13 protein-coding genes and 3 pseudogenes are annotated in these 18,884 nt (G+C 68.2%); 8 read left to right on the top strand and 8 right to left on the bottom strand.

The annotated features are described in order from the left end of the window. The first annotated feature begins 254 nt into the window (after positions 1–254). The 3 genes and pseudogenes from ACWD02_RS05515 to ACWD02_RS05505 all read left to right on the top strand — a co-directional run bounded on the left by ACWD02_RS05515 (position 255) and on the right by ACWD02_RS05505 (position 2,626). Positions 255–833: a hypothetical protein gene (locus ACWD02_RS05515; RefSeq protein ID WP_451204755.1), complete on the top strand. Its 579-nt coding sequence runs from the start codon at positions 255–257 to the stop codon at positions 831–833. 254 nt (positions 834–1,087) lie between these two features. Then, positions 1,088–2,127 (top strand): annotated as a pseudogene (locus tag ACWD02_RS05510) (fatty acid desaturase family protein). Between the two features lie 325 nt (positions 2,128–2,452). Beyond that, the gene (locus ACWD02_RS05505) at positions 2,453–2,626 is read left to right on the top strand and encodes a hypothetical protein (protein WP_451204753.1); all 174 of its coding nucleotides are present in this window, start codon (positions 2,453–2,455) and stop codon (positions 2,624–2,626) included. Between the two features lie 440 nt (positions 2,627–3,066). Here ACWD02_RS05505 and ACWD02_RS05500 read toward each other — a convergent pair whose 3' ends face one another. The 5 genes from ACWD02_RS05500 to ACWD02_RS05480 all read right to left on the bottom strand — a co-directional run bounded on the left by ACWD02_RS05500 (position 3,067) and on the right by ACWD02_RS05480 (position 10,322). Beyond that, positions 3,067–4,095, bottom strand: a complete 1,029-nt coding sequence (locus ACWD02_RS05500) for a hypothetical protein (RefSeq protein WP_451204751.1) — start codon at positions 4,093–4,095, stop codon at positions 3,067–3,069. Continuing rightward, positions 4,092–5,240 (bottom strand): CHAT domain-containing protein, encoded by a 1,149-nt coding sequence (locus ACWD02_RS05495; protein ID WP_451204749.1) that lies wholly within the window; start codon positions 5,238–5,240, stop codon positions 4,092–4,094. The genes ACWD02_RS05500 and ACWD02_RS05495 overlap by 4 nt, the downstream gene beginning before the upstream one ends. Before the next feature lie 139 nt (positions 5,241–5,379). Next, entirely contained in the window at positions 5,380–7,119 is a 1,740-nt protein-coding gene (locus ACWD02_RS05490) for a TIR-like protein FxsC (RefSeq protein WP_451204747.1), read from the bottom strand. A gap of 1,186 nt (positions 7,120–8,305) precedes the next feature. Continuing rightward, a complete protein-coding gene (locus ACWD02_RS05485; RefSeq protein ID WP_451204745.1) occupies positions 8,306–8,794 on the bottom strand; it encodes a glutathione peroxidase in 489 nt (162 codons plus the stop codon). A gap of 49 nt (positions 8,795–8,843) precedes the next feature. Continuing rightward, positions 8,844–10,322 (bottom strand): MFS transporter, encoded by a 1,479-nt coding sequence (locus ACWD02_RS05480; protein ID WP_451204743.1) that lies wholly within the window; start codon positions 10,320–10,322, stop codon positions 8,844–8,846. A gap of 128 nt (positions 10,323–10,450) precedes the next feature. Here ACWD02_RS05480 and ACWD02_RS05475 point away from each other — a divergent pair, with 128 nt between their 5' ends. Continuing rightward, entirely contained in the window at positions 10,451–11,413 is a 963-nt protein-coding gene (locus tag ACWD02_RS05475) for an Lrp/AsnC family transcriptional regulator (RefSeq protein ID WP_451204741.1), read from the top strand. A 459-nt stretch (positions 11,414–11,872) separates the two neighbouring features. On the opposite strand, the gene ACWD02_RS05470 is transcribed toward ACWD02_RS05475, so the two are convergent. The 3 genes from ACWD02_RS05470 to ACWD02_RS05460 all read right to left on the bottom strand — a co-directional run bounded on the left by ACWD02_RS05470 (position 11,873) and on the right by ACWD02_RS05460 (position 14,778). Beyond that, positions 11,873–13,213, bottom strand: coding sequence for an endonuclease/exonuclease/phosphatase family protein (locus ACWD02_RS05470; RefSeq protein WP_451204739.1), 1,341 nt, complete (start codon positions 13,211–13,213; stop codon positions 11,873–11,875). Positions 13,214–13,635: 422 nt separating this feature from the next. After that, positions 13,636–13,947, bottom strand: coding sequence for a transposase domain-containing protein (locus ACWD02_RS05465; RefSeq protein ID WP_451205853.1), 312 nt, complete (start codon positions 13,945–13,947; stop codon positions 13,636–13,638). Positions 13,948–14,166: 219 nt separating this feature from the next. Further along, complete coding sequence (locus tag ACWD02_RS05460; RefSeq protein ID WP_451204737.1) at positions 14,167–14,778, bottom strand: hypothetical protein; 612 nt, start codon at positions 14,776–14,778, stop codon at positions 14,167–14,169. 155 nt (positions 14,779–14,933) lie between these two features. Between ACWD02_RS05460 and ACWD02_RS05455 the strand changes: the two genes are divergently transcribed. The 4 genes and pseudogenes from ACWD02_RS05455 (at position 14,934) to ACWD02_RS05440 (ending at position 18,850) form a co-directional block, all read left to right on the top strand. Beyond that, positions 14,934–15,206 carry an alpha/beta fold hydrolase gene (locus tag ACWD02_RS05455; RefSeq protein WP_451204735.1) on the top strand — a complete coding sequence of 91 codons (273 nt, stop codon included), beginning with the start codon at positions 14,934–14,936 and terminating at the stop codon, positions 15,204–15,206. A 15-nt stretch (positions 15,207–15,221) separates the two neighbouring features. Then, a pseudogene (locus ACWD02_RS05450) lies at positions 15,222–15,275 on the top strand (hypothetical protein); the annotation flags it as partial. A 67-nt stretch (positions 15,276–15,342) separates the two neighbouring features. Next, positions 15,343–15,684 (top strand): annotated as a pseudogene (locus ACWD02_RS05445) (transposase); the annotation flags it as partial. 400 nt (positions 15,685–16,084) lie between these two features. Further along, complete coding sequence (locus ACWD02_RS05440) at positions 16,085–18,850, top strand: hypothetical protein (protein ID WP_451204733.1); 2,766 nt, start codon at positions 16,085–16,087, stop codon at positions 18,848–18,850. The last annotated feature ends 34 nt before the right edge of the window (positions 18,851–18,884 follow it).

Below are 18,884 nucleotides of genomic sequence, written 5' to 3'. Positions count from 1 at the left end.
CGGGGCCGGAGGCAGCCGCGTGTGGGTGGTGTCTGCGGGGGTTGCTCTGGCATCGCCGCGCGTCAAGGGGTATTGCTTTCCGCGAGGGGGCGTGCGGGGTGATGGGGGAGGGGTTGGCTTCGGTGAGCAGGTGCAGACGCCGCGGTGGGTATTTGGCGCCGTGCTGGTTGTGGTGGTCTGGGGCTGCTGACTTGCGGGACTCTCGACGGCGGGTTGTGGCTGAGCTGCGTGCCCAGGGCCGCTACGGTCCGGAGTTGCGCGAGGTGCTGCCCGCCTTCGTGGGGCTGGGGCTGGCACTGTTGTGTGTGCCGCTTGCTGTGGTGACGGTGTACCGCAGGTTCGGCTTGGGGGCCCTGGCGCTCGCGGTCGCTGTGCTGGCCTTCGGCGTCGGGGTGTGGCGGTGGGGGCGCCGTGTTCTGGTCCACCGTCGCCTGGGTTTCTATACCCCCGCTGAGCTTTCTCGTCTGGGCCGCCGTGGCCTGGTGAAAGCGATCGAACGCATGCTGCGCCGGGACGGATGGCAGGTGACCGACCTCTCCCAGAAGAGCAGCGTGCGGCTCTACGCCCGCGACGCCCACGGCCGGGAGCTTGATGTCACGGTCCGCACCACGATCGATGTCCCTGGCCAGGGGAACGTCGCCGGGGCCCGTTGCCCCGAGGCGACCACCAGCGCCGGGGGCGAGCGCCGGCAACTCATCGTCCACCGAGGCTCGTTCGATCGCGCCGATGTCCTGTGGGCCTGCCACCAGCCCCGGGTGCGGCTTGTCGACGGCATCGGGCTGAGCCGCTGGGCCGCCGGCACACCTCTGCACGAACTGGACCACCCCACCTGATTTGCACCATTTCCGACTGAGTGGGCTTGCGCGTGCGGCTATCCTCTGTGTAGGGGGTCGGTTCTCGACACCCACTGTCCCCAGAGCCCCGGACAGCTCATTGATTCCGGCGACATGGCGTGCAGCAAGCCCAAACGCAACGGCTGCCAGGTGGCGACTGTGCCCTCTTGGGCGCTGCCAAAGGCCCGCAGACCAAAGCCGCGCGAGGCCCTCGGTCCGCCGCCATGCGTGGACAGTTTCGAAAGGCCGAACAGATGGCCAGTTCCGCATTCGCACCATCCAAAGCCGACCAGGGGAGCGACTTCACGCTCCTGTCCAGGAAGATCAAGGCCGCAGGGCTGCTGGGGCGCCGCCCCGGTTACTACACGGCACGCATCGCTCTCGTCTCCTTGGCCTACCTCCTGTCCTGGCTGGCCTTCGTGCTGCTCGGCGACACCTGGTGGACCCTGGGCCTGGCGACGTTCATGGCGTTGGTTTTCGGACAGATGGCCTTGCTGACACATGATGTGGCGCACCGTCAGGTGTTCTGCGGCGCGCATCCAGCGCCCGGGCCGGCCGCGCGCTGGGCAACCTCGGCATCGGCATGGGATACGGCTGGTGGCAGGACAAGCACTCCCGCCACCACGCGAACCCCAACCACGAGGATCTCGACCCGGACGTGCGCCCCGACATACTGGTCTGGAACCCTGACCAGGCCGCGAACGCCAAGGGGCTGCCCCGGCTGCTCGGCGGCCGGCAGGCCTACCTCTTCTTCCCCCTGCTGACCCTGGAGGGATTCAACCTGCACGCCTCTGGACTGCGATCCCTCAACGACCCCGCACTGAAACAGCGGCGGACCGAAGCCCTGCTGCTCATCACTCACCTCGTGCTGTACCTCGGCGCGTTGTTCCTCGTGCTGCCGCCGGGCAAGGCCTTGCTGTTCCTCCTCGTCCACCAGTGCCTGTTCGGCCTGTACCTGGGCTCCATCTTCGCGCCCAACCACAAAGGTATGCCGATGCTCAGCGGGAAGGACCGGCCCGACTTCCTACGTCGCCAGGTCTTGACCTCCCGCAACGTGCGCGGCGGTCGCATCCTCGACCTCCTCCTGGGCGGGCTCAACTACCAGATCGAGCATCACCTGTTCCCGCACATGCCCGCTCCCCACCTGCGCAAGGCACACCTGATCGTCCGCGCGTACTGCCAAGAACACCAGGTGCCCTACGCACAGACGGGACTGCTCGACTCCTACCGTCTGGCAATCACAAGTCTTCATGCCGCCGGCGCACCCCTGCGACACCCGCGGGTACGCATGTGACGCACCGGGCACAGGAAGCATGCCCTCGATCACCCTCCGAGCCCGCTGCGCACGCTCATCGAGCAGCATTGCGTGCTCACGGCGGGCACGAGGCCCGCGCCGGGGCGCACCCCGCGCCGCGAGACCTCAGGTTCGTGCTGTGCGTCCTCAACGACACCCGCAACAGTACGAAGGCACGCGTCATCGCGCACGAACGGCTCGAGCCGTGCAGAACGGAGCTGCCCCCCCAATCCACCGGGGCACGGCGTCACCGCCCCGTCTCCTCCGCTGCTCGACCGTAGGCCCGCAAAAGTGCGCACCCGCACGACATGACGCTGACGAGGGCTTGGCGGAGAAGTTCGCCGCCAGCCAGTGGCCCTCGCAGGTCTGGACGGGTCTGAAGTTCCTGCGGAAGGTCGCGGTCACGGAAGGGCTTTTGCCGGTGACCTACGACCGGCGGGACGGCTTTCAGCTCTCCGCCAACAGCGAGGTCTGGATCGCGTTCGAGCGGGCCCTATGAGCGATATGACTGTCACGCCCCGACCTCCTGATCGTCTCGTTCGGTAAGTGGCACCTTGACTGCAGGTATCTGATCCTTATGCCTCCATCGCTTGCTTGTGATGTGGGGGAGTGGCGGGGTGAAGTGACCCTCCCTGGCTCTTGTGGGGGAACGGTGGATGTGGTCCGCCGAGGGTGGGTGCTGTGGATGTCCTTGTCCAAGCAGGAGCTTTCGACCGAATCCGCCGGGACAACAGAAGCTGTTGGTCCGTGCGTTGTCGCGGAAACAGGCGTGCACCGGCGCCTGGTGTGGGAGGCACTGGCCTCTCCGGCGGGCTGGCCTCCGCCCACGCTGCCGGAGTCGCCGGCGTGATGCGCCGAGCTGGTGCCCGCGCCTGGCGGGCGGTCCTGCTCGCGGGAGCAGCCGGACGTGTCGTGGCGGCTGGTTCCTGCCGGTGGCGCTCAGCGCGAATAGTCAGCGAGCGTGAGGATCAGGTGGGCTGACTCCGGGTGCACGTGGTCCGAGTGGGCTCCCGCCGGATTGAGATGACGGCCGCGGACGTAAACGTCGGAAGCGTCAACGTTCACGAAGCGGTGGTCGAGCGTGGAGAGCTGGTACCGCTCGCCGACCGGCAGCAGACGTGTGGAGAACAGAGGTGCCGGGGTGGGGCCGACGCCCGAGTGCCCGATGCCGGGCTGTTGTTCGGCGCGCAGGTGCCAGAATCCAGTCGCCCGGTCGTGGCGGGAGTAGGTGGTCACCACTGGGCCGCTCAAAGGAGCACCGTCGTGCGTCTCGCTCGGCAGGACGTAGGGAAAGAGCGAGAGGAACGCGTCGCGCCGGGCGGCCATCTGGAACAGCAGCATGCTGTCTGCGGTGAAGGGGCGGCTGGTCGGGTGGACCGCCGTGCTCCAGGCGAGAGTGTCGTCGAGCCGAGCGTCGGCCGCCCACTGCACCGCCTCGCACAGAAATCGGCAGCCGAAGGAGTGCCCGATCAGGTGAAGGTACTGGCCGTCGCGGTTGGCCAGGACAGGCGAGGCTGCGGGGTCGGCGCGCTCGGCATCCAGGTAGCCGAGGAACCGGCCCAGGATGTGGGCAGCATGTCCGTTTTTGTCGCGGGCGCCCATGGCGTGCGCCCGGTCCCGGATCCGGCGGTAGCCGGCGGGTGTGACCCGGCTGGAGGACGGCCACCGCACCACGACACACCACGGGTCGTAACCCTTGGCCGTCAGGGCCGGGTAGCGGTCCGGCGCCGCTGTGAGGTTGCGCTGCGCCAGAGTCAACAGCCGCGTGGCAGTGCGCACGGCAGAGGCGGGGGATGTCTGCCACCCGTGCACGTAGATGAAGATGTCCGTTGCCCACGCGGGCGGGTTCAAGCGCTCCGCGAAGTGAGCGCGCAGCCTATGGCCGGGCACGGGCACACCGGAGCCGCCATCCAGCAGCCATCCGGTCTCGTCCAGGTCGAGGGTATCGATCGCAGGAGGGTGAGTCATGCCTCGCCTTCCGCCGCCCGGTCCAGCCGGGCGTCCATGCCGCTTTGCAGGCCGTAAGCGAAACCCAGGGGGTTGCGGTACCGGGCGGCGAAATGCCGGGCCAGTGCGTTCGTGATGCTGCCTGCGGTTGCCCCGCCGCGCAGGTACCGGGTGACGAACTCCAGGGCGTACTCGGCGGCGAACGCCTGCGGCATGGCGATCTGAGGTCCCAGCACCCCTTCCGCGCCGTGGTCGATGAGCATCCGCCCTAAGAACGCTTGGTCCGTGTACGCCCTGGTGATGCCGGCGTGGCAGGCGTTGAGCAGTACGAGCGGCCGGAAACGGCTGTTTCGGTGAGCCGCCCGCAGTTCACGGACGCTGTGCCCGTCGAAGGGGATGCCGTCCTCAAGTCTGATCACCAGCATGGGTGGTTCGGGCTCGTTGCTGAGGAACTCGCCGTGGCACCAGAAGTAGGTCAGCTGTTCGTCCAGGCCCGCGTCTCCGAAGTCGCGTACGAGCTCGTCGTACGTCGTACGGATGGTGCACGTGGCGTTCGTGGCCAGTGCCTTGGCGACGTCGTCCGCCCGGGTCGCGCGGCCCACCCGGGGGTCGTGGTTGAGACTGACGACGGGCCGCAGCAGCGGGGCACGGGGCGGGCCGAGCCACGCATAGGCGGATCCGGTGTGCTCGATCTGGTGGCGGTGGCCGAGGAAGCGTCCGAACAGGGCGTCGAGGTCTGCGCCAGGCTCGTTGGAGTCGCCGGAGGTGCAGAGCATGGACCAGGGCAGGTGCAGGTCGGAATCGAACCGCACCCGAAGCCCTTCCAGGGACAGCGCGGAACGCAGATACGAGCGGAAGGTCTCAGTCTGTGCGTCGTCTCCGCGCAGCAGGGTGTCGAAGAGCAGGGACTCACCGCTTCGGGCCAGATCAGCCACCGTCCGGTGCAAGGGGGCCTCCGGCTCGGCGCTGAGGTCGGCGGACGAGGCGTACGGGCGATTCCGGTCGCGCAGCACCCGGCCCTGCTCGTCCTCGGGCTGGAAGTCGACGAACCTCGCCTTCCAGCGTGCGCACAGCCGGGCCGCCGCACCGTGGACCTCATCGGGCCGCGCCCTCAGATCGGCCTTGTGCTCGGTGCCCTGGAGCGCCGGTACAGAGGTGCCTGACATGCGGGCCCGAATTCTGCCGCCGCCGAGGACATCGAAACTCACCCGTAGGTCAGGAGGTTCAGTCTCCAGGTGCGGAAGGAAACGGAAGCCGTCACTGGGATCCTGGACGACACGCGTGGTCAAGGAGCGGGGCATCCGGTCAGGACCTCCCCTGTCCCGCCCGGGCGGGCTCGGGCCCTGCGACGTCCACGTGCGTTTCCACTCGCTGCAGGACGACGCCGGTGTCGTGGTGGACGAGCGTGAACAGGATGCCATGGCGACCGGGCTCCGTGGCCGTGAGACTGAATTGCACGGAGCCGGCGTCTCCGGGGGTGTACGACGCCGTGACGGGAGCGACGTCCGCCAGGCTCAGCGGCACGGCCACGACGTCCAGCAGAGGCCGGGCGTTTGGGCGCGCCCAGGGATGCGCGGATTCCGGCACCAGCTCCACAGTCAGGTGTACCGGGGTCCCGGTACACGGATCGTCGTCGACGAGCGTCACGTGGACCCGAGCGCGCGCGACCTCCGGCTCTGCGTTCCGGCTGCGAAGGGGGGCTGCGGTGGGCCGGGAGTCTGCTCCCGACGGTCGTGCGGCACTCGCCGACGGGCCTGTGCGGCGCGGCCGGGAGGCGCCAGGACGGTTGGCGGCCGAACTGCCCATCGGCCCCCTCAGACGCGGCCGTTCGGCAATGACCGCACCGGCGGGCGGGTATATCTTTGCGTGCCGCAGGTACTGCTGGGCGGCCGTTTCGACGATTTGCGGCATCAGCTGCGCGAATGCTTCGAGGCTGGACACCCCTTTGGCCGCGGTCCGACCAGCGGCGGGGCGCCACTGCGTCGTGGACGGCATGGTCGTCACCAGTTGCTCGCTGAGGGCCTTCTCCGCGGATCCGCTCTGCTGATCGGCGGGGTTCCACGGAGCGATGACGCTCGCCCAGGGCTGATCCGCCTCGTATGCGGCGAGCCGGGCGCGCCGGGCTGGGTCCATGAGGGCCCATCGGTCCACCAGCAGCACCTCGGGCCGGGAAGGCTGCGTGCCATCCCGGTACGGTGCCTCCTCATCGAGTGAGGAGACTGTGACCTGGTAATTCAGCGAGCGCCCGATGTCCTCGGCGACAGACGCCAACGGCCTTGCGGAGGACGGGTGGTAGGGGTTCCAGTCCAGGGAGCTGTTGCCGTAGTAGGAGGGGTCCCTGCCCTCCGGCAGGTCGTGCAAGGTCGGCGCGGCCACCGTGACGTGCATCGGGCGGGGGCCCTCTTGGCTTGTCCCGAAGGCGCTGGGCAACATGCGGTAGTCGACGGGACGCCACGGCGCGACCTGGGTGGCTTCGGCGGTACGTACGATGCGCTTGGCGAGCTCATAAATCGTACGCTCGTACTCCTCCGCGTAAATGCGGAGTTTGATGAGACCGTAGAGGCCTTCGGTGACGTAACGGTCCCCGAAGTCACGGTGATTGAACCGCAAGTCCGCCGCGGGGCCGGGAAGTTGATGCGGAGGAACCGGAACCCACAGGGCTGGGACGATTGCCTGGGCGGGCTGGTCGGTGAATGCGCGGTGACGGATGGCACGCTGCTCGAAGGCATGCCACTCCTTTCCGCACAGCGCGCTGGCGAAGTAACGCGGTGAGAACAACGGCACGAACACCCGGCAGGTGGCCAGGAATTCCGCCATCTGTGCGGACCAGTCCTCACCGGAGCGCACCTCCCGGTCCATGATCCCCGCAGGCGATCCTGCAGGCAGATCTGTCATCGCCATCACGTGATCGCAGAGATCGCCGTACAGCCGTTCCACCCAGATATCGGGGTCCGGTCCCCCGGTCCGGTACTTCGGTGTGTGCGCGTAGCTCAGATAGAAGTACGGGCGGTGATCGGCAGTGTGCGGATGAGCTGGTGGTGACACGCGCCCCCCGGATATCCCTCTGGAGTTCTAGCTGAGTGCCCAGCATAGGAAGGCAAGCCCTCTCTGGGAATGGCATTCAGCAAGCCCACCCGCCCGTTGGTCCAGTCGCTGGCTTCCGCACCTTCACCGAGACCTCGCCCGCGGCAGGACCGCCTGGACCCCCGCGACCGCACAATTCGTCACCGCACCGTTCAACGAACTCGCTGCCCAGTGGGACACCACCCAGGCGACCGGCCGCGACGAACCATACGTAATGCCCTCCCGGAACAAGCTCGTCAACCGCTGGTGTCAGCACCAGGAAGCCGCCCAGCGGACGGACGCCGCGCCACAGCGAAACGCGGAGATCCGAGAGCGCCTGGGCGACGACGCGCCTCAGATCAGCGCCGCAGCCATGCATCCCTGGGTCTGGGGCGGCGCTCGGTCGCTATGGCATAGCGGTCACTTCCGGCAGGCGGTCACAGCCGCTGCAAGGAAGGAGGACGCAGAGACGCAGAACAAGGCGGCCGCAGGGACGTAAGCGAAACCGCCGTGTTCCAGAGCGTGCTCTCCAAGAACACCCCCAAGGCAGGCCAGCCGCGCCTGCGAGTCATGAGTGACGATGGCAGCGACACCTTCCGCAAGCGTGCACCGGGGCGCAGCCGCACTATGCGGAGGGCTGCTTCGCGGGGATCCGCAACCCCAGCAGCCACGAGGACAGGCTCCCGAACTGCCGGAGAATGAGGCACTGGAACAACCAGCCGCGTTCAGTGTGCTTGCGCGGTGGATCGACGCGGCGTCCGTAGAGCGCAACTGACCACAGCTGTACAGACGCTCGTGGGCGGCCACGTGATCGAGGCCGCCTCGACCGTTCATCGCGTGGGCAGCCAGTCCCACACCATGCGCGCGGGCTGAGCGCTTGTCACCCGCAACGGCGAGCAGGTGAAGACTGACCTGCCAGATCAGCGATGATCGCGAAGCGGGTATGTCCCTCGCACTTCCTGTTCCGATGGCCCTGTGCCGCTCGACGCAAGAGGTCCGCGGTGGTGTCGGCTTGAGCCTGGAGCCGAAGTTATGGACAGGGTTTGTTGTTTGTCCGATGTCCATCGCCGGAGGCTACTTCTGGCCTGCCGGCGATAATTCACAATGCGACGGATGCGCCGAACTGACATTGTCCTGGGCCAATGCCGGCAAGCGGCACGCGTGGCCGTTAAGCGGGTAGGGCCGCCTCGATTGCCCTAGTGACTTCGTCGGCGTCGGGTTCGGTCTGGGGCGCGAAACGTTCGGCGACGGTGCCATCGGGGGCGATGAGGAATTTCTCGAAGTTCCACCGGACGTCGCCGGTGTACCCCTCGGCATCGGGGGTGTTGACCAGCTGGTCGTAGAGGGGGTGGCGGGTCGTGCCGTGGACGTCAATCTTCTCCGTCATCGGAAAGGTGGTCCCGTAGGTGGCGGAGCAGAACGTGGCGATCTCCTCGGGGGTGCCGGGTTCCTGGCCCATGAATTGGTTGCAGGGCACGCCCAGGACGGTGAAGCCGCGGGCCTTGTACGTCTGGTGGAGCTTTTCCAGGGCGGCGTACTGGGGGGTGAGGCCGCACTGGGAGGCGACGTTGACGATCAGGACGGCCTTGCCCTGGTACTGGTCGAGGCGGGCGGGGCCGCCGGTGAGGGCGTCGATCTCGATGTCGAAGACGGACATGGCTCTGGCACTCCTTGTGGGTGGGTGTTCTGGGTGGCTGCGGTCGGGGTCAGTTGTGGGTGGCGGGCACCTTGTTGAGGTCGTCCTGCTGTGCGGTATCCGGGCGCGGGCGGGGATCGTGGGTGATGAGGAGGGTGGCGGCGAGGGCGGCGAGGGTGAGGATGCCTGCGGCCCACCACAGGGCGGTGCTGTAGCCGTGGACGAGGGCGTCGGTCCTCTGCCCGGAGTGGCTGCCGAGGTAGGTGGCGGTGGAGGTGGCGGCGAGGGTGTTGAGCAGGGCGGTGCCGATCGCGCCGCCGACTTGCTGGGAGGTGTTGACCATCGCGGAGGCGATGCCGGCGTCCTCGGGGCGGGCGCCGAGGGTGCCCAGGCTGAAGGCGGGCATCAATGCGGTGCCCAGGCCCAGGCCGGTGACGAGCATGCCGGGCAGCACGATCACCCAGTACGAGCTGTCCGGGGTGATCTGGGTGAGGATCAGCAGCCCTGCAGCGGCGATGAGGAAGCCGGGGCCCATCAGGGCGCGGGCGGGCAGTCGGGGGGCGAGGCGGGGGCCGATCTGAGTGGAGGCGAACACTGAGGCGGCGGCGATCGGCAGGAACCCGGCACCGGTCTTCACCGGGCTGAGGTGAAGGACGGTCTGCAGGTAGTACGTCAAGAAGAGGTACATACCGAAGTTGCCGATGACGGCCAGGCCCACCGCGAGGTAGGCGCCGCCGCGGTTGCGGTCAGCGAGGACGCGCAGGGGCAGCAGCGGGGACTTCGCCCGCCTCTGCCATCCGGCGAAGGCGGCCAGCAGGAGCAGTCCGGCGCCGATGGGGCCCAGGGTGGCAGTGGAGGTCCAGCCGTCTTCTGCGGCGTGGGAGAGGCCGTAGACGAAGCCGGTCACTCCGGTGGAGGCGAGCAGGACGCCGGGGACGTCGAGGCGGGGGCGGGGCCGGTCGGCGGTCGGGGCGGGCAGGGTGCGCAGCGCACCGAGGGCGGCGGCGATGCCGATGAATATGTTGATCAGCAGGGTCCAGCGCCAGTTCAGCGCCTGTGTGAGGATGCCGCCGAGCATGAGGCCGATGGCCGCGCCGCCCCCGGACAGCGCTCCGAAGACGCCGAATGCCTTGGCGCGTTCCTTGGTGTCCGTGAACATCACCGACATCAGGGAGAGCACGGCGGGTACGAGCATCGCACCGAAGATGCCCTGCAGGGCGCGGGCGCCGATCAGCGTGCCGGTGTTCAGGGCCGCGCCGCCGAGGGCGGAGGCGGCGGCGAAGCCGATGATGCCGGTCAGCAGGGTCCGCTTGTGTCCCCACAGGTCCGCGAGGCGCCCGCCGAGCAGGAGCAGGCCGCCGAAGGTGAGGGAGTAGGCGGTGATCACCCACTGGCGGGAGCCGTCGGAGATGCCGAGGTCCTGCTGGAGCGAGGGCAGCGCGATGTTCATGACGGTCACGTCCAGGACGACCATCAGCTGGGCCAGGCAGATGAAGAACAGCGCCTTCCAGCGTCTGGGATCTGCCGGTGCGGGGGTGGGGGTGGGCATGGCGGGCTTCCTGTCGAATCGGAGAGCAGATGGGGGAGGGACCCGCTCCACCGTCACAACAGGAACTGCGAATCACGGAGCCGTACGCTGAGAACCGAAGAAATCCGTCACATGGGCAGGATGAAGCGATGGTTTCCGGCGGCATCCCTGACGAAGTCGACCAGCGCCTGGTGCAGGAACTCCTGCGGGACGCCCGTGCGCCTTTCGCCCGTATCGCCGAGGCGATCGGCGTCTCCGAGCACACCGTCGCCCGCCGCTACCGGCGCCTGCACCACATGGGCCTGCGCGTCATCGGAGTCCCCGGACCCCAGCACAGCGGACCGACCCGGTGGATGCTGCGGGTGCACTGCGCCCCCGACGCCGCCACCAAGATCGCCGACGCGCTCGCCCGGCGCGACGACACCAGTTGGGTCGTCATCGCCTCCGGCGGCACCGAACTCCACTGCGCCGTCGACACCTACAGCACCCGCGAACGCGACGCGCTCCTCCTGGACAAACTCCCCCACACCCCCCGCGTCGTGTCCGTCAGCGCCCACCTGATCCTGCAGACCTTCGCCGGCACCTCCGACATCTGGTACGCCCCCCTTCCCCGGCCCGACACCCCCCAGGAGTCCCGCACGGAGACGGCTCCCGAAGCCACCGCACCCGACGCGGTGGACACTCAGCTCATGGCCGAACTCGCCCGGGACGGCCGCACCCCGCTCACCGAACTCGCCCGGGCCACCGGCCGCTCACCGGCCGGCATCACCCGGCGTCTGGAGCGGCTGAGAGACACCAGGGCACTGCACCTCGCCGTCGACTATGCCCCCGAATACCTCGGCTTCCACGTCCTGGTCCGGTTCTGGCTGCGCATCGCCCCTGGACAGCTCGGCACTGTCGGCACCGCCCTCGCCGACCACCCGGAGATCCCCTTCGTGGCAGCCACCACCGGCGCCTCCCACATGGTCGCGACCGGCATGTTCCACGACACCCACGAGCTCTACCACTACCTCGACCACCGCATCGGCACCCTGCCCGGAGTGGAATCCATCGAGACCGCCCCGATCCTCCGCGAAGTCAAACGCCTCACCTACCAACCCGCCTCCCGGTAGGCGCCGGACGACAAGCGTTGTCGCGAGAGGGCCCGGATCGCGTTTCAGGGGCCGATGAGAAAGTGCAACCCTGTCGTGGCCGCTTCTCGGGAAGGCCCAGTTCAGGGCCCCGGCCGGACCAGGACGCCGTGCTGGCAGACGCCCGAATTCTGCTCGACCGGTACGGGCCCACCGCGCGCTACTGGACCGACGCGACGGCCGCAGCCTCTGACCCGGCCCCGGACTTCCTCGCAGCGGGCCTCCAGGGCACTGAATCCCATAGCTTCCTCACCTCCGGACATCCCAGGGTCGTCCGGCGTGGCTTTGAGAGCCCCGCCAGCCTTGACGAGCTCGCTGGCGCATTCGAGATCGACGGATCCGCTGGCGGTGAGGTCGTACTGGTGCGCGAGTACCCCCAGCGCAGACCTCCCCAGCACAGCAGCGGGGCGCGTCCCGCAAGGGACGCGCCCCGTGTACGAGTCAGCCGGCCTGGCCGATACCCGGGTCGCCCCGGTCGTCCTCGCCGTCGCCGGGAGCGTCGTCGTCCCCGCGCTTGTAGGGGCTGTCGTCGGCGTTGTCGTCGAGCAGGGGCTCCTCCACCTCGACGGGGCGGTAGGGGGAGGGGCGGTCCTCCAGGAGCGGGTTACTGAGGCCCTTCCCTATGATCGACATCCCGGCCTGGAGTTCCGTACCGGCACCGGCGTTCTTGGCGGCCACGGAGTGGATTCCGTCGGCGGTCAGCCTCCACTGGTACGACGGGTCGTCAGGATTGCACTGCCCGGCATCCGCGTACCAGTCCCGGCCCTGCGGCTTCGCGACCAGGCACTTGTCGCCCGCGACCGACAGCATGTACGTGCCGGGGTAGTTGCTGTAGCGCACCGTCACCCGGAAGGTGGGATCGTCTCCGGCCTTCGCCTCGTCGAACTTGGTGACCTGCGGGCGGTCCCCGATCGAAAGGGCGTGTCCTGCCTCCTCCTGGGACTCGAACCGGTAGGTGCGGCCCGGCAGCGGGGAGGCGCAGTCGGCGATGTCCCTGCGGCACTGGTCGCGCACGAGGTTCAGGTAGAAGTGGTCCGAGGTGTCCGGCCCGCCCGGGCGGTCAAGTCTGAGGGTGCCGTTGTTGCGTCCCCCCATCAGCCAGTAGTCCAGCTCGCGTCCGCCCTGATGGGTGGGCTGGTCCGCGATGACGGCGTGGCGCTGGAGCTGGACCGGGATGCTGCCGGGCGGGTTGTTGAAGTCGGCCATGAACATCCAGTCGGCACCGGGCGCGTGGCCCCGCATGTAGTCCCGGGCCGCTTCGTACATCTGCACCTGGTCGTTGGGCTGGTTGCCGAGGGAACGGGCGTGCCCGGTCCAGTACCAGTCGTTGTTGATCTGGATCCCGAAAATGGGCCGCCGGGACCCGGCGACGTCCACCGTGACCGCGTCCGTCACGGTGTCCCGGGTCACGAAAGCCAGGCCGTTGCGCTGCTGGCCCACGTCGGCCCAGTAGATGTTGGCGGGGCCGACCCGGTTCGGGTTGCGCTCGTTCGCTCCGGCATGCCAGATGTGCTCGGAGACGGTCGACTGGGAGAAGCGGCGTCCGGTATTGGCCCCGGGCGGCTCGCTGCCCGCTTCCTGAAGGGCCAGGACGTCGACGTTGTCGAACCGGGGCACCACACTGGTCGTCCAGCGCGAGTCGCGCCCGGGGCCGTCCATGCCCAGGAACTGGCCGTTCATGTTCCACGAACCGAGTCGCCGGTCCGTGGGGGCGGCGTGGGCGGGAGTCCCGATGCCGGGCAGGACCGGCACGACGAGTGGCAGCGGCAGAAGGGCTGCCACGGCGACGAACAGGGTGACGCGCGCGCGGCGGCTCCGTGGAAGACGTATTCGATGTTTGCGATGTCTTAACAGCATTGCCTGGTGGTTCCTTTCGGAGAGATCGTCGGCCGGCTTCCGCCACGGAGCGGACTGGGTCCGCCGGGCAAGGGGCCTCCGTCCAGCAACGGAGGCCCCCACCGGCCCCTGCCCTCGCCTGACCCGGGGCGCCAAGACCCGGAGACCCCCCTTCGGTCTCCGGGTCTGGGCGCCCCGGCTTCGGACAGCCGCACGAGGGTCAGCGAAAGTCACGCCCTGACGGTGCCGTTATCGGGTAGCGCGTTCTGCGGTGAGGGCGAGGACTGATGCGCCGGACAACGTCGCGAAGCGTGCGCCGCCGCCGGCAGGAACGAGCTTCGCGCCGCGTCGGCCCGACCCCCAACGTTCTACGGAAAGGACGGGATGCTGGAACGGTGAAACGGCCTGTGGCCTGCGGGAGTTCCGTCCCCATGGAACGGTGGACTGGGACGGGAAGACGGACGACGACGGCTTGCGGGCCGCGCCGCGTCAGGGGGGGACTGCGCGGACTCCGGCACCAGCCGCGCCGTGTGCGGCGTGTTCGACCGCCGACGGTACGCGAGGCGATAGCCCGCCTCGGGGAACAGGCACATCGCCAGGAGGAAGTAGACACCGACCCGCGACGGCAGATCACGCAGCCGCCGCTGCACCGTCCGCGTCTCCGCAAGGACCGCGTCCACGGGCTCGAACGGCACGACCGTCGTCAGCTCTCCTCGGCAACTCACACCCCGAAGCGCCACCAGACAACCCCGCCGGGACGAAACGCTCTTTCATACGGGTTCGATTGAAGCTGCTGATCATGAAACGATAGGCGCGGCCGTTGTGGTGGTACGCCTGGGTGCCGCTCGGGAGGATACCGAGCTGCTGCAACCGCCGTGCGGGCCCCATGTCCCCGACGGTCAGCCTGTGCCGGATGGCCCCGCCACCACGCCGTCGCGAGTGACGCTGATGCGGTCACCGTATAGCTGTACGTGTCGACCGGTTGGCTCCAAGCTTCCTTCGTCGAAGTCCTCCGTCTCGTCTTGCCCTTCGACGTGTACGGAATAGCGCCACGTCCTGCACCCGGGCTGGGTGGAGGCGTCGTAATCGGGGAACCCGATGATCACCTCCGCAGCAACGAGCCCCAGTTCGCGGGCGTCAGAGGTGTCGCGAACCCTCACGACGTCTCCCGTGTCGAACTGTGGAGCGGTGGCCGCCTCGATTTCGCCGGCCTGGGCGCCGTGCACGGCAGGGTGAAGGAAGGCCCTGCCATCGGCCGGCCGTTCCCAGTCGTGTCCGACCCGGTCGAAGCCGAGTGCCTGCAGGCATGCGGAGGTGGATGTGCGAGGCGTCAGGTCGATCTCGAAGTGCAGCATCTCCGGGGTGCGGTGGAAAGGTCCCCGAGCGTGCACGGCCACCTCGCCGTGGGTTGCGAGAGCCGCACGGAAGAGTTCGGTGAACGCCGCGTTCTCCGCAGGCGATGCTTCGACCCACAGGGCCAGCCAGACAACCCGATAGGGGGCCAAAATCATTGCCGAGGACTCCGTTGCAGGAAGATGGACAGAACGCGCTAGCTTAACTGCCCCTGCGAACCCGTCTTGCAGACTCCAAGCCGGTTCCGAGACAGGTTGTGAACTTGCTCTTTAACCTTTGGCGGAGCCTCAGTGACACCGGTAGGTTTTCCGCGGTGACCTTGATGGAGACGCAGGGCCTCACGTCGATGACCGACGAGACGCAGTTACGTTGGATGGCGCTGGGGGACACGACTTTGCGGCCGGCCGTGGTCATGCTCCATGGCGGTCCGGGTCTGCCGGATTATCTGGGCGATGTCGCCGCCATGGTCGCGGACCTCACGCCTGTGTACCGGTACGACCAGCGTGGCACGGGTCAATCCCCGTGGCGGGGGCGCCATTCCTTCGCCCGGCATGTCGACGATCTCGTCGAGTTGCTTGACGCGTGAGATGTACCCAGGGCTGTGCTGGTCGGGCACTCCTACGGTAGTGACCTGGCGAGCCGGTTCTGCCTGACGCATCCTGACCGGGTTGCCGCGATGCTGCTGATGTCCGGGCCGTTCGTCGGTGAATGGCATACCGGGGCCCGGCTGGCCGTACTCGTTCGTCGCAGCCCTGGAGTCGGGCCGGACGTCCTGGTGTCAGCTCCTGGACGCTGGGCGTATCGGGCCGGACGACGACGTCGCCGAGGTCACCGCCGCCCAGGTCCGCCGGGTGGCCGTCGACCTGATCGAGATGGGCCGCTGGCACTTCGGCGACCGCGACATCCTGGTCGTGTTCGACGCCGGCTATGACGGCCCGCGCATGGCCCACCGCCTTGACGGCCTCCCGGTCGAGGTGCTGGGACGGATGCGCTCCGACCGCGTCATGCGACGGCCGACGCCCTCGCTCAAGGAGTACGCCCTGTCCAATCCCCAGGGCGGGCGCTGTGCGAGAACCTCGCGCTTGAGAACCGAAATGGTGGACTCATCTGAAACACGCGACCTTGCCGGGTTCAGCCGTGCATTTGTCCGGCATACGGACACCGGAAGCTTCGCGTCCCACGCGTGAGGTTGAGGGAGGGCATGGGCCATCCGCCTTGACCGGTTGGAGTCAGACGTGCGCTGTTCCGTTCAGATATGGAGATCGCTCGGTTGCTGTCGAGCCGGGTGGGCTGCTTCTGGTTCTCTGGTGCCGGGACAGCCCAGGGATGATGTCCGCTGACCGGCACACGACAGTGGAATGGGATGGCCGGTAGCGAACCTGGGGGAATGCGGGCTTCAGTGTTGTGGTGAGGACCCAGCGTCGTGTGCTTGAAGCCGCGACCATCCTCAGAAAGGGGACGCTCATGGCGTTCCTCAGGCACAAGTCCACGGGGTTCCGCTGCGCGGTGGCGTGCCCGACCGGCCAGGGGTGGTCCGCGATGTTCCTGCGTCCCAGTAGTGCCGCGGGCATCAGTGAGACGGCTCTGCTCTTCGACGCGGCGACCCATGAAGCGTACGGGAGGCAGTTCGCCGACCTGGCCAAGTACGAGTACCAGGACTTCAAGCTGTATCCGGAGGCTGTGCTGCAACTGCCCGACCACACGGACGGGGCGAAGCAGTACCTGTTCATCACCGGCACGGAGAGCCTGCTTTACCGTGTGGGCACCGGCGCGATAAAGCGTGAACAGCTGGTGATGCACTCCTGGCTGCCCGCCGAGTGGAAGAACAACGTCGATGCCCTGCTGCAGGCGCCCAACTCGCCGGCGAACGAGTGGCGCACCTACCTGTTCAAGGGCAGTCGCGTCATGACGTACAACGGGGGCGCCTCCTCCGCCGCCGTCGAACGGGATGCGCTGATTACCCAGGGCCCGGACGCGGACGCGCCGGGCTGGGCCAGGCTCCCGGCCGATTTCCAGTCGGACCTCGACCACGTCGTCGCGCTGCCCCCCGCTTCCGGCGTACGCCGTTCGCTGCTCGTCAAGGGGGCCAAGGGGATCGTCCTCAACTGGCGCACCGGCGTGGAGAAGTCGGGCGCGCTCACCTCGCTGATCACCGGCCTGGGCAAGCTTCCGCCGGCGTACACGACGCAGTACCTCCCCGTGTCCGGGACCTACCGGGCCACCAACGCCGGCCTGACCGTGGAAGCACGCGTCGACGTCGACGGAGTCGGCACGCTGTCCACGATCAGCGGCGACCTCTTCACGGAGTCGGGCGGGACCACCGCCTACTCCAACTCCTTCCGCTCCGCCGGTGCGGAGGTGCAGTGGACCGGGACCTACATGGTGGTCACGGGCAAGGGACTCGCGTGGGCCACACCGCCGGCCGACCCCGCCACCACGGTCCGGCTCCTGATCCCTCTGACCGCGGCCGGCCAGACGGCGTCCGCGGCCCAGTGGTTGTACCTGGAGGACGAGACCCACTACTACGACGGCTGGCACGACCTGCCCAGGGTGTCCACGTACTTCCACACCGTCGACTACGAGGTCGACACGGTGGTCGGCGAGACCGCGATCGTCAGTTACGACACCTCCAAAGCCGCTGTACCTCCCGGCTACGCCAACCGGACGCTCACCGTGCCCTCCTCGTTCGCCGAGGCGGGCATCGAGCTGCGCACCTCCGGCAGCAACGTCATCTCCCTCAGCGGGGCCGACGAGGACAAGCTGTGGTCCAAGCCCGAGCTGCACGCGGCGATGGTGGCGAACTTCAGCGGCTACCGTGACGTACCACAGTGGAAGTTGTGGACCCTGGTCGCGGGTGGTTACGCCGACGGCGACAGCACGGCGATCTCCGGGACCATGTTCGACAGCATCGGCCTGCAACGGCAGGGCATGGCGGTGTTCACGGAGTGCAACACCCCCGGCACCAACGACGAGCTGCACACCTACATCCACGAGCTCGGCCACGCCTTCAACCTGCTGCACTCCTTCTCCAAGGGGGCGGCGTCCCCGCCCGCACCGTCGGGTCCCCTGAACGGTTACGGCGACCTGTCGTGGATGCAATATCCGCACCTCTACCAGGGCGACAGCAGCGCGCAGACCGGATCCGACAAGATGGCCGCGTTCTTCCGTGCCTTCGCGTTCCGGTTCACCGACAACGAGATCCGGCACCTGCGGCACGGCTTCTACCGCAACGTGGTCATGGGCGGCAATAACTTCGTGACCGGCGCCGCCAAGGAGCAGCCGTCCATGGAGTGGTTCACGCAGCCGCTGACCGACGAGTCCGGCCTCGTACTGGCGGTGGAGGGACAGGCAGCCTTCGAGTACGGCGAACCGGTCGTCGCGCAGTTCAAGCTGAGCAGCACCGGCAGCCACGGCGACATCGCCGTGCTGCCCGAGCTGGACCCCGAGGCGGGACACGTCACCGTCGCGATCACCGACCCCTACAACCAGACACGCATGTTCCGGCCACTCACCCGCACCTGCGGCAGGCACGACACCACCACCCTCACCGCCGCGGCGCCCGCCGTCTACGCCAGCGTCTACCTTGGATACGGCGCCGACGGGCTCTACTTCAGTGAGCCCGGCCTGTACAAGGTGACCGCCGCCTACCAGGCTCCCGACGGTTCGCACGTGGCCTCCGCGCCACGCACGGTCCGGGTCCGCCAGCCACTCGCCCGGGCGGACCAGCAGGTCGGCGAGCTCCTGATGGGCGACGACCAGGGCCACTTGCTGACGTTCCTCGGCTCCGACGCGCCGCAGCTCCAGAACGGCAACGACGCCTTGCAGGAGGTCATCGAGCGCCATGGCGGCCACCCTCTGGCGGTGCACGCCCGACTGGCCCGCGGCGCCAACGCCGGGCGTCACTTCCAGCACATCCGCGACGGCCGGCTCATCGTCCGCGACCCCGACATCAAGGAGAGCGTCCAGCAGCTCGGCGCCGCCATCAGCGCTTCCACCGGTGCCGAGGGCCTCGACAACATCACCCTCAACAAGGCGATGCGCCGTCTCGCCCGCGTCCACGCCAAGGACGGAAACCTCCAAGAAGCGGACGCCGTGCTCAACCACATGGTCGCCACGTTCAAGGGCAAGGGCCTGCCCGCGGCGGTCCAGAAGACAATCCAGGCACAGGCCGAGGAGACCCGCGCAACCATCCACCAGAACAAGACCAAGCCAGCCCGCAAGAAGAAGTAGCCGTGCGCGGTGAACCTCACCGCGCAGAACAACA

This window comes from Streptomyces sp. NPDC002853 (genome assembly GCF_053591915.1).
The sequence above is the reverse complement of the archived record's forward strand: the minus strand, read 5'-3'. Positions and strand labels throughout refer to the sequence as shown.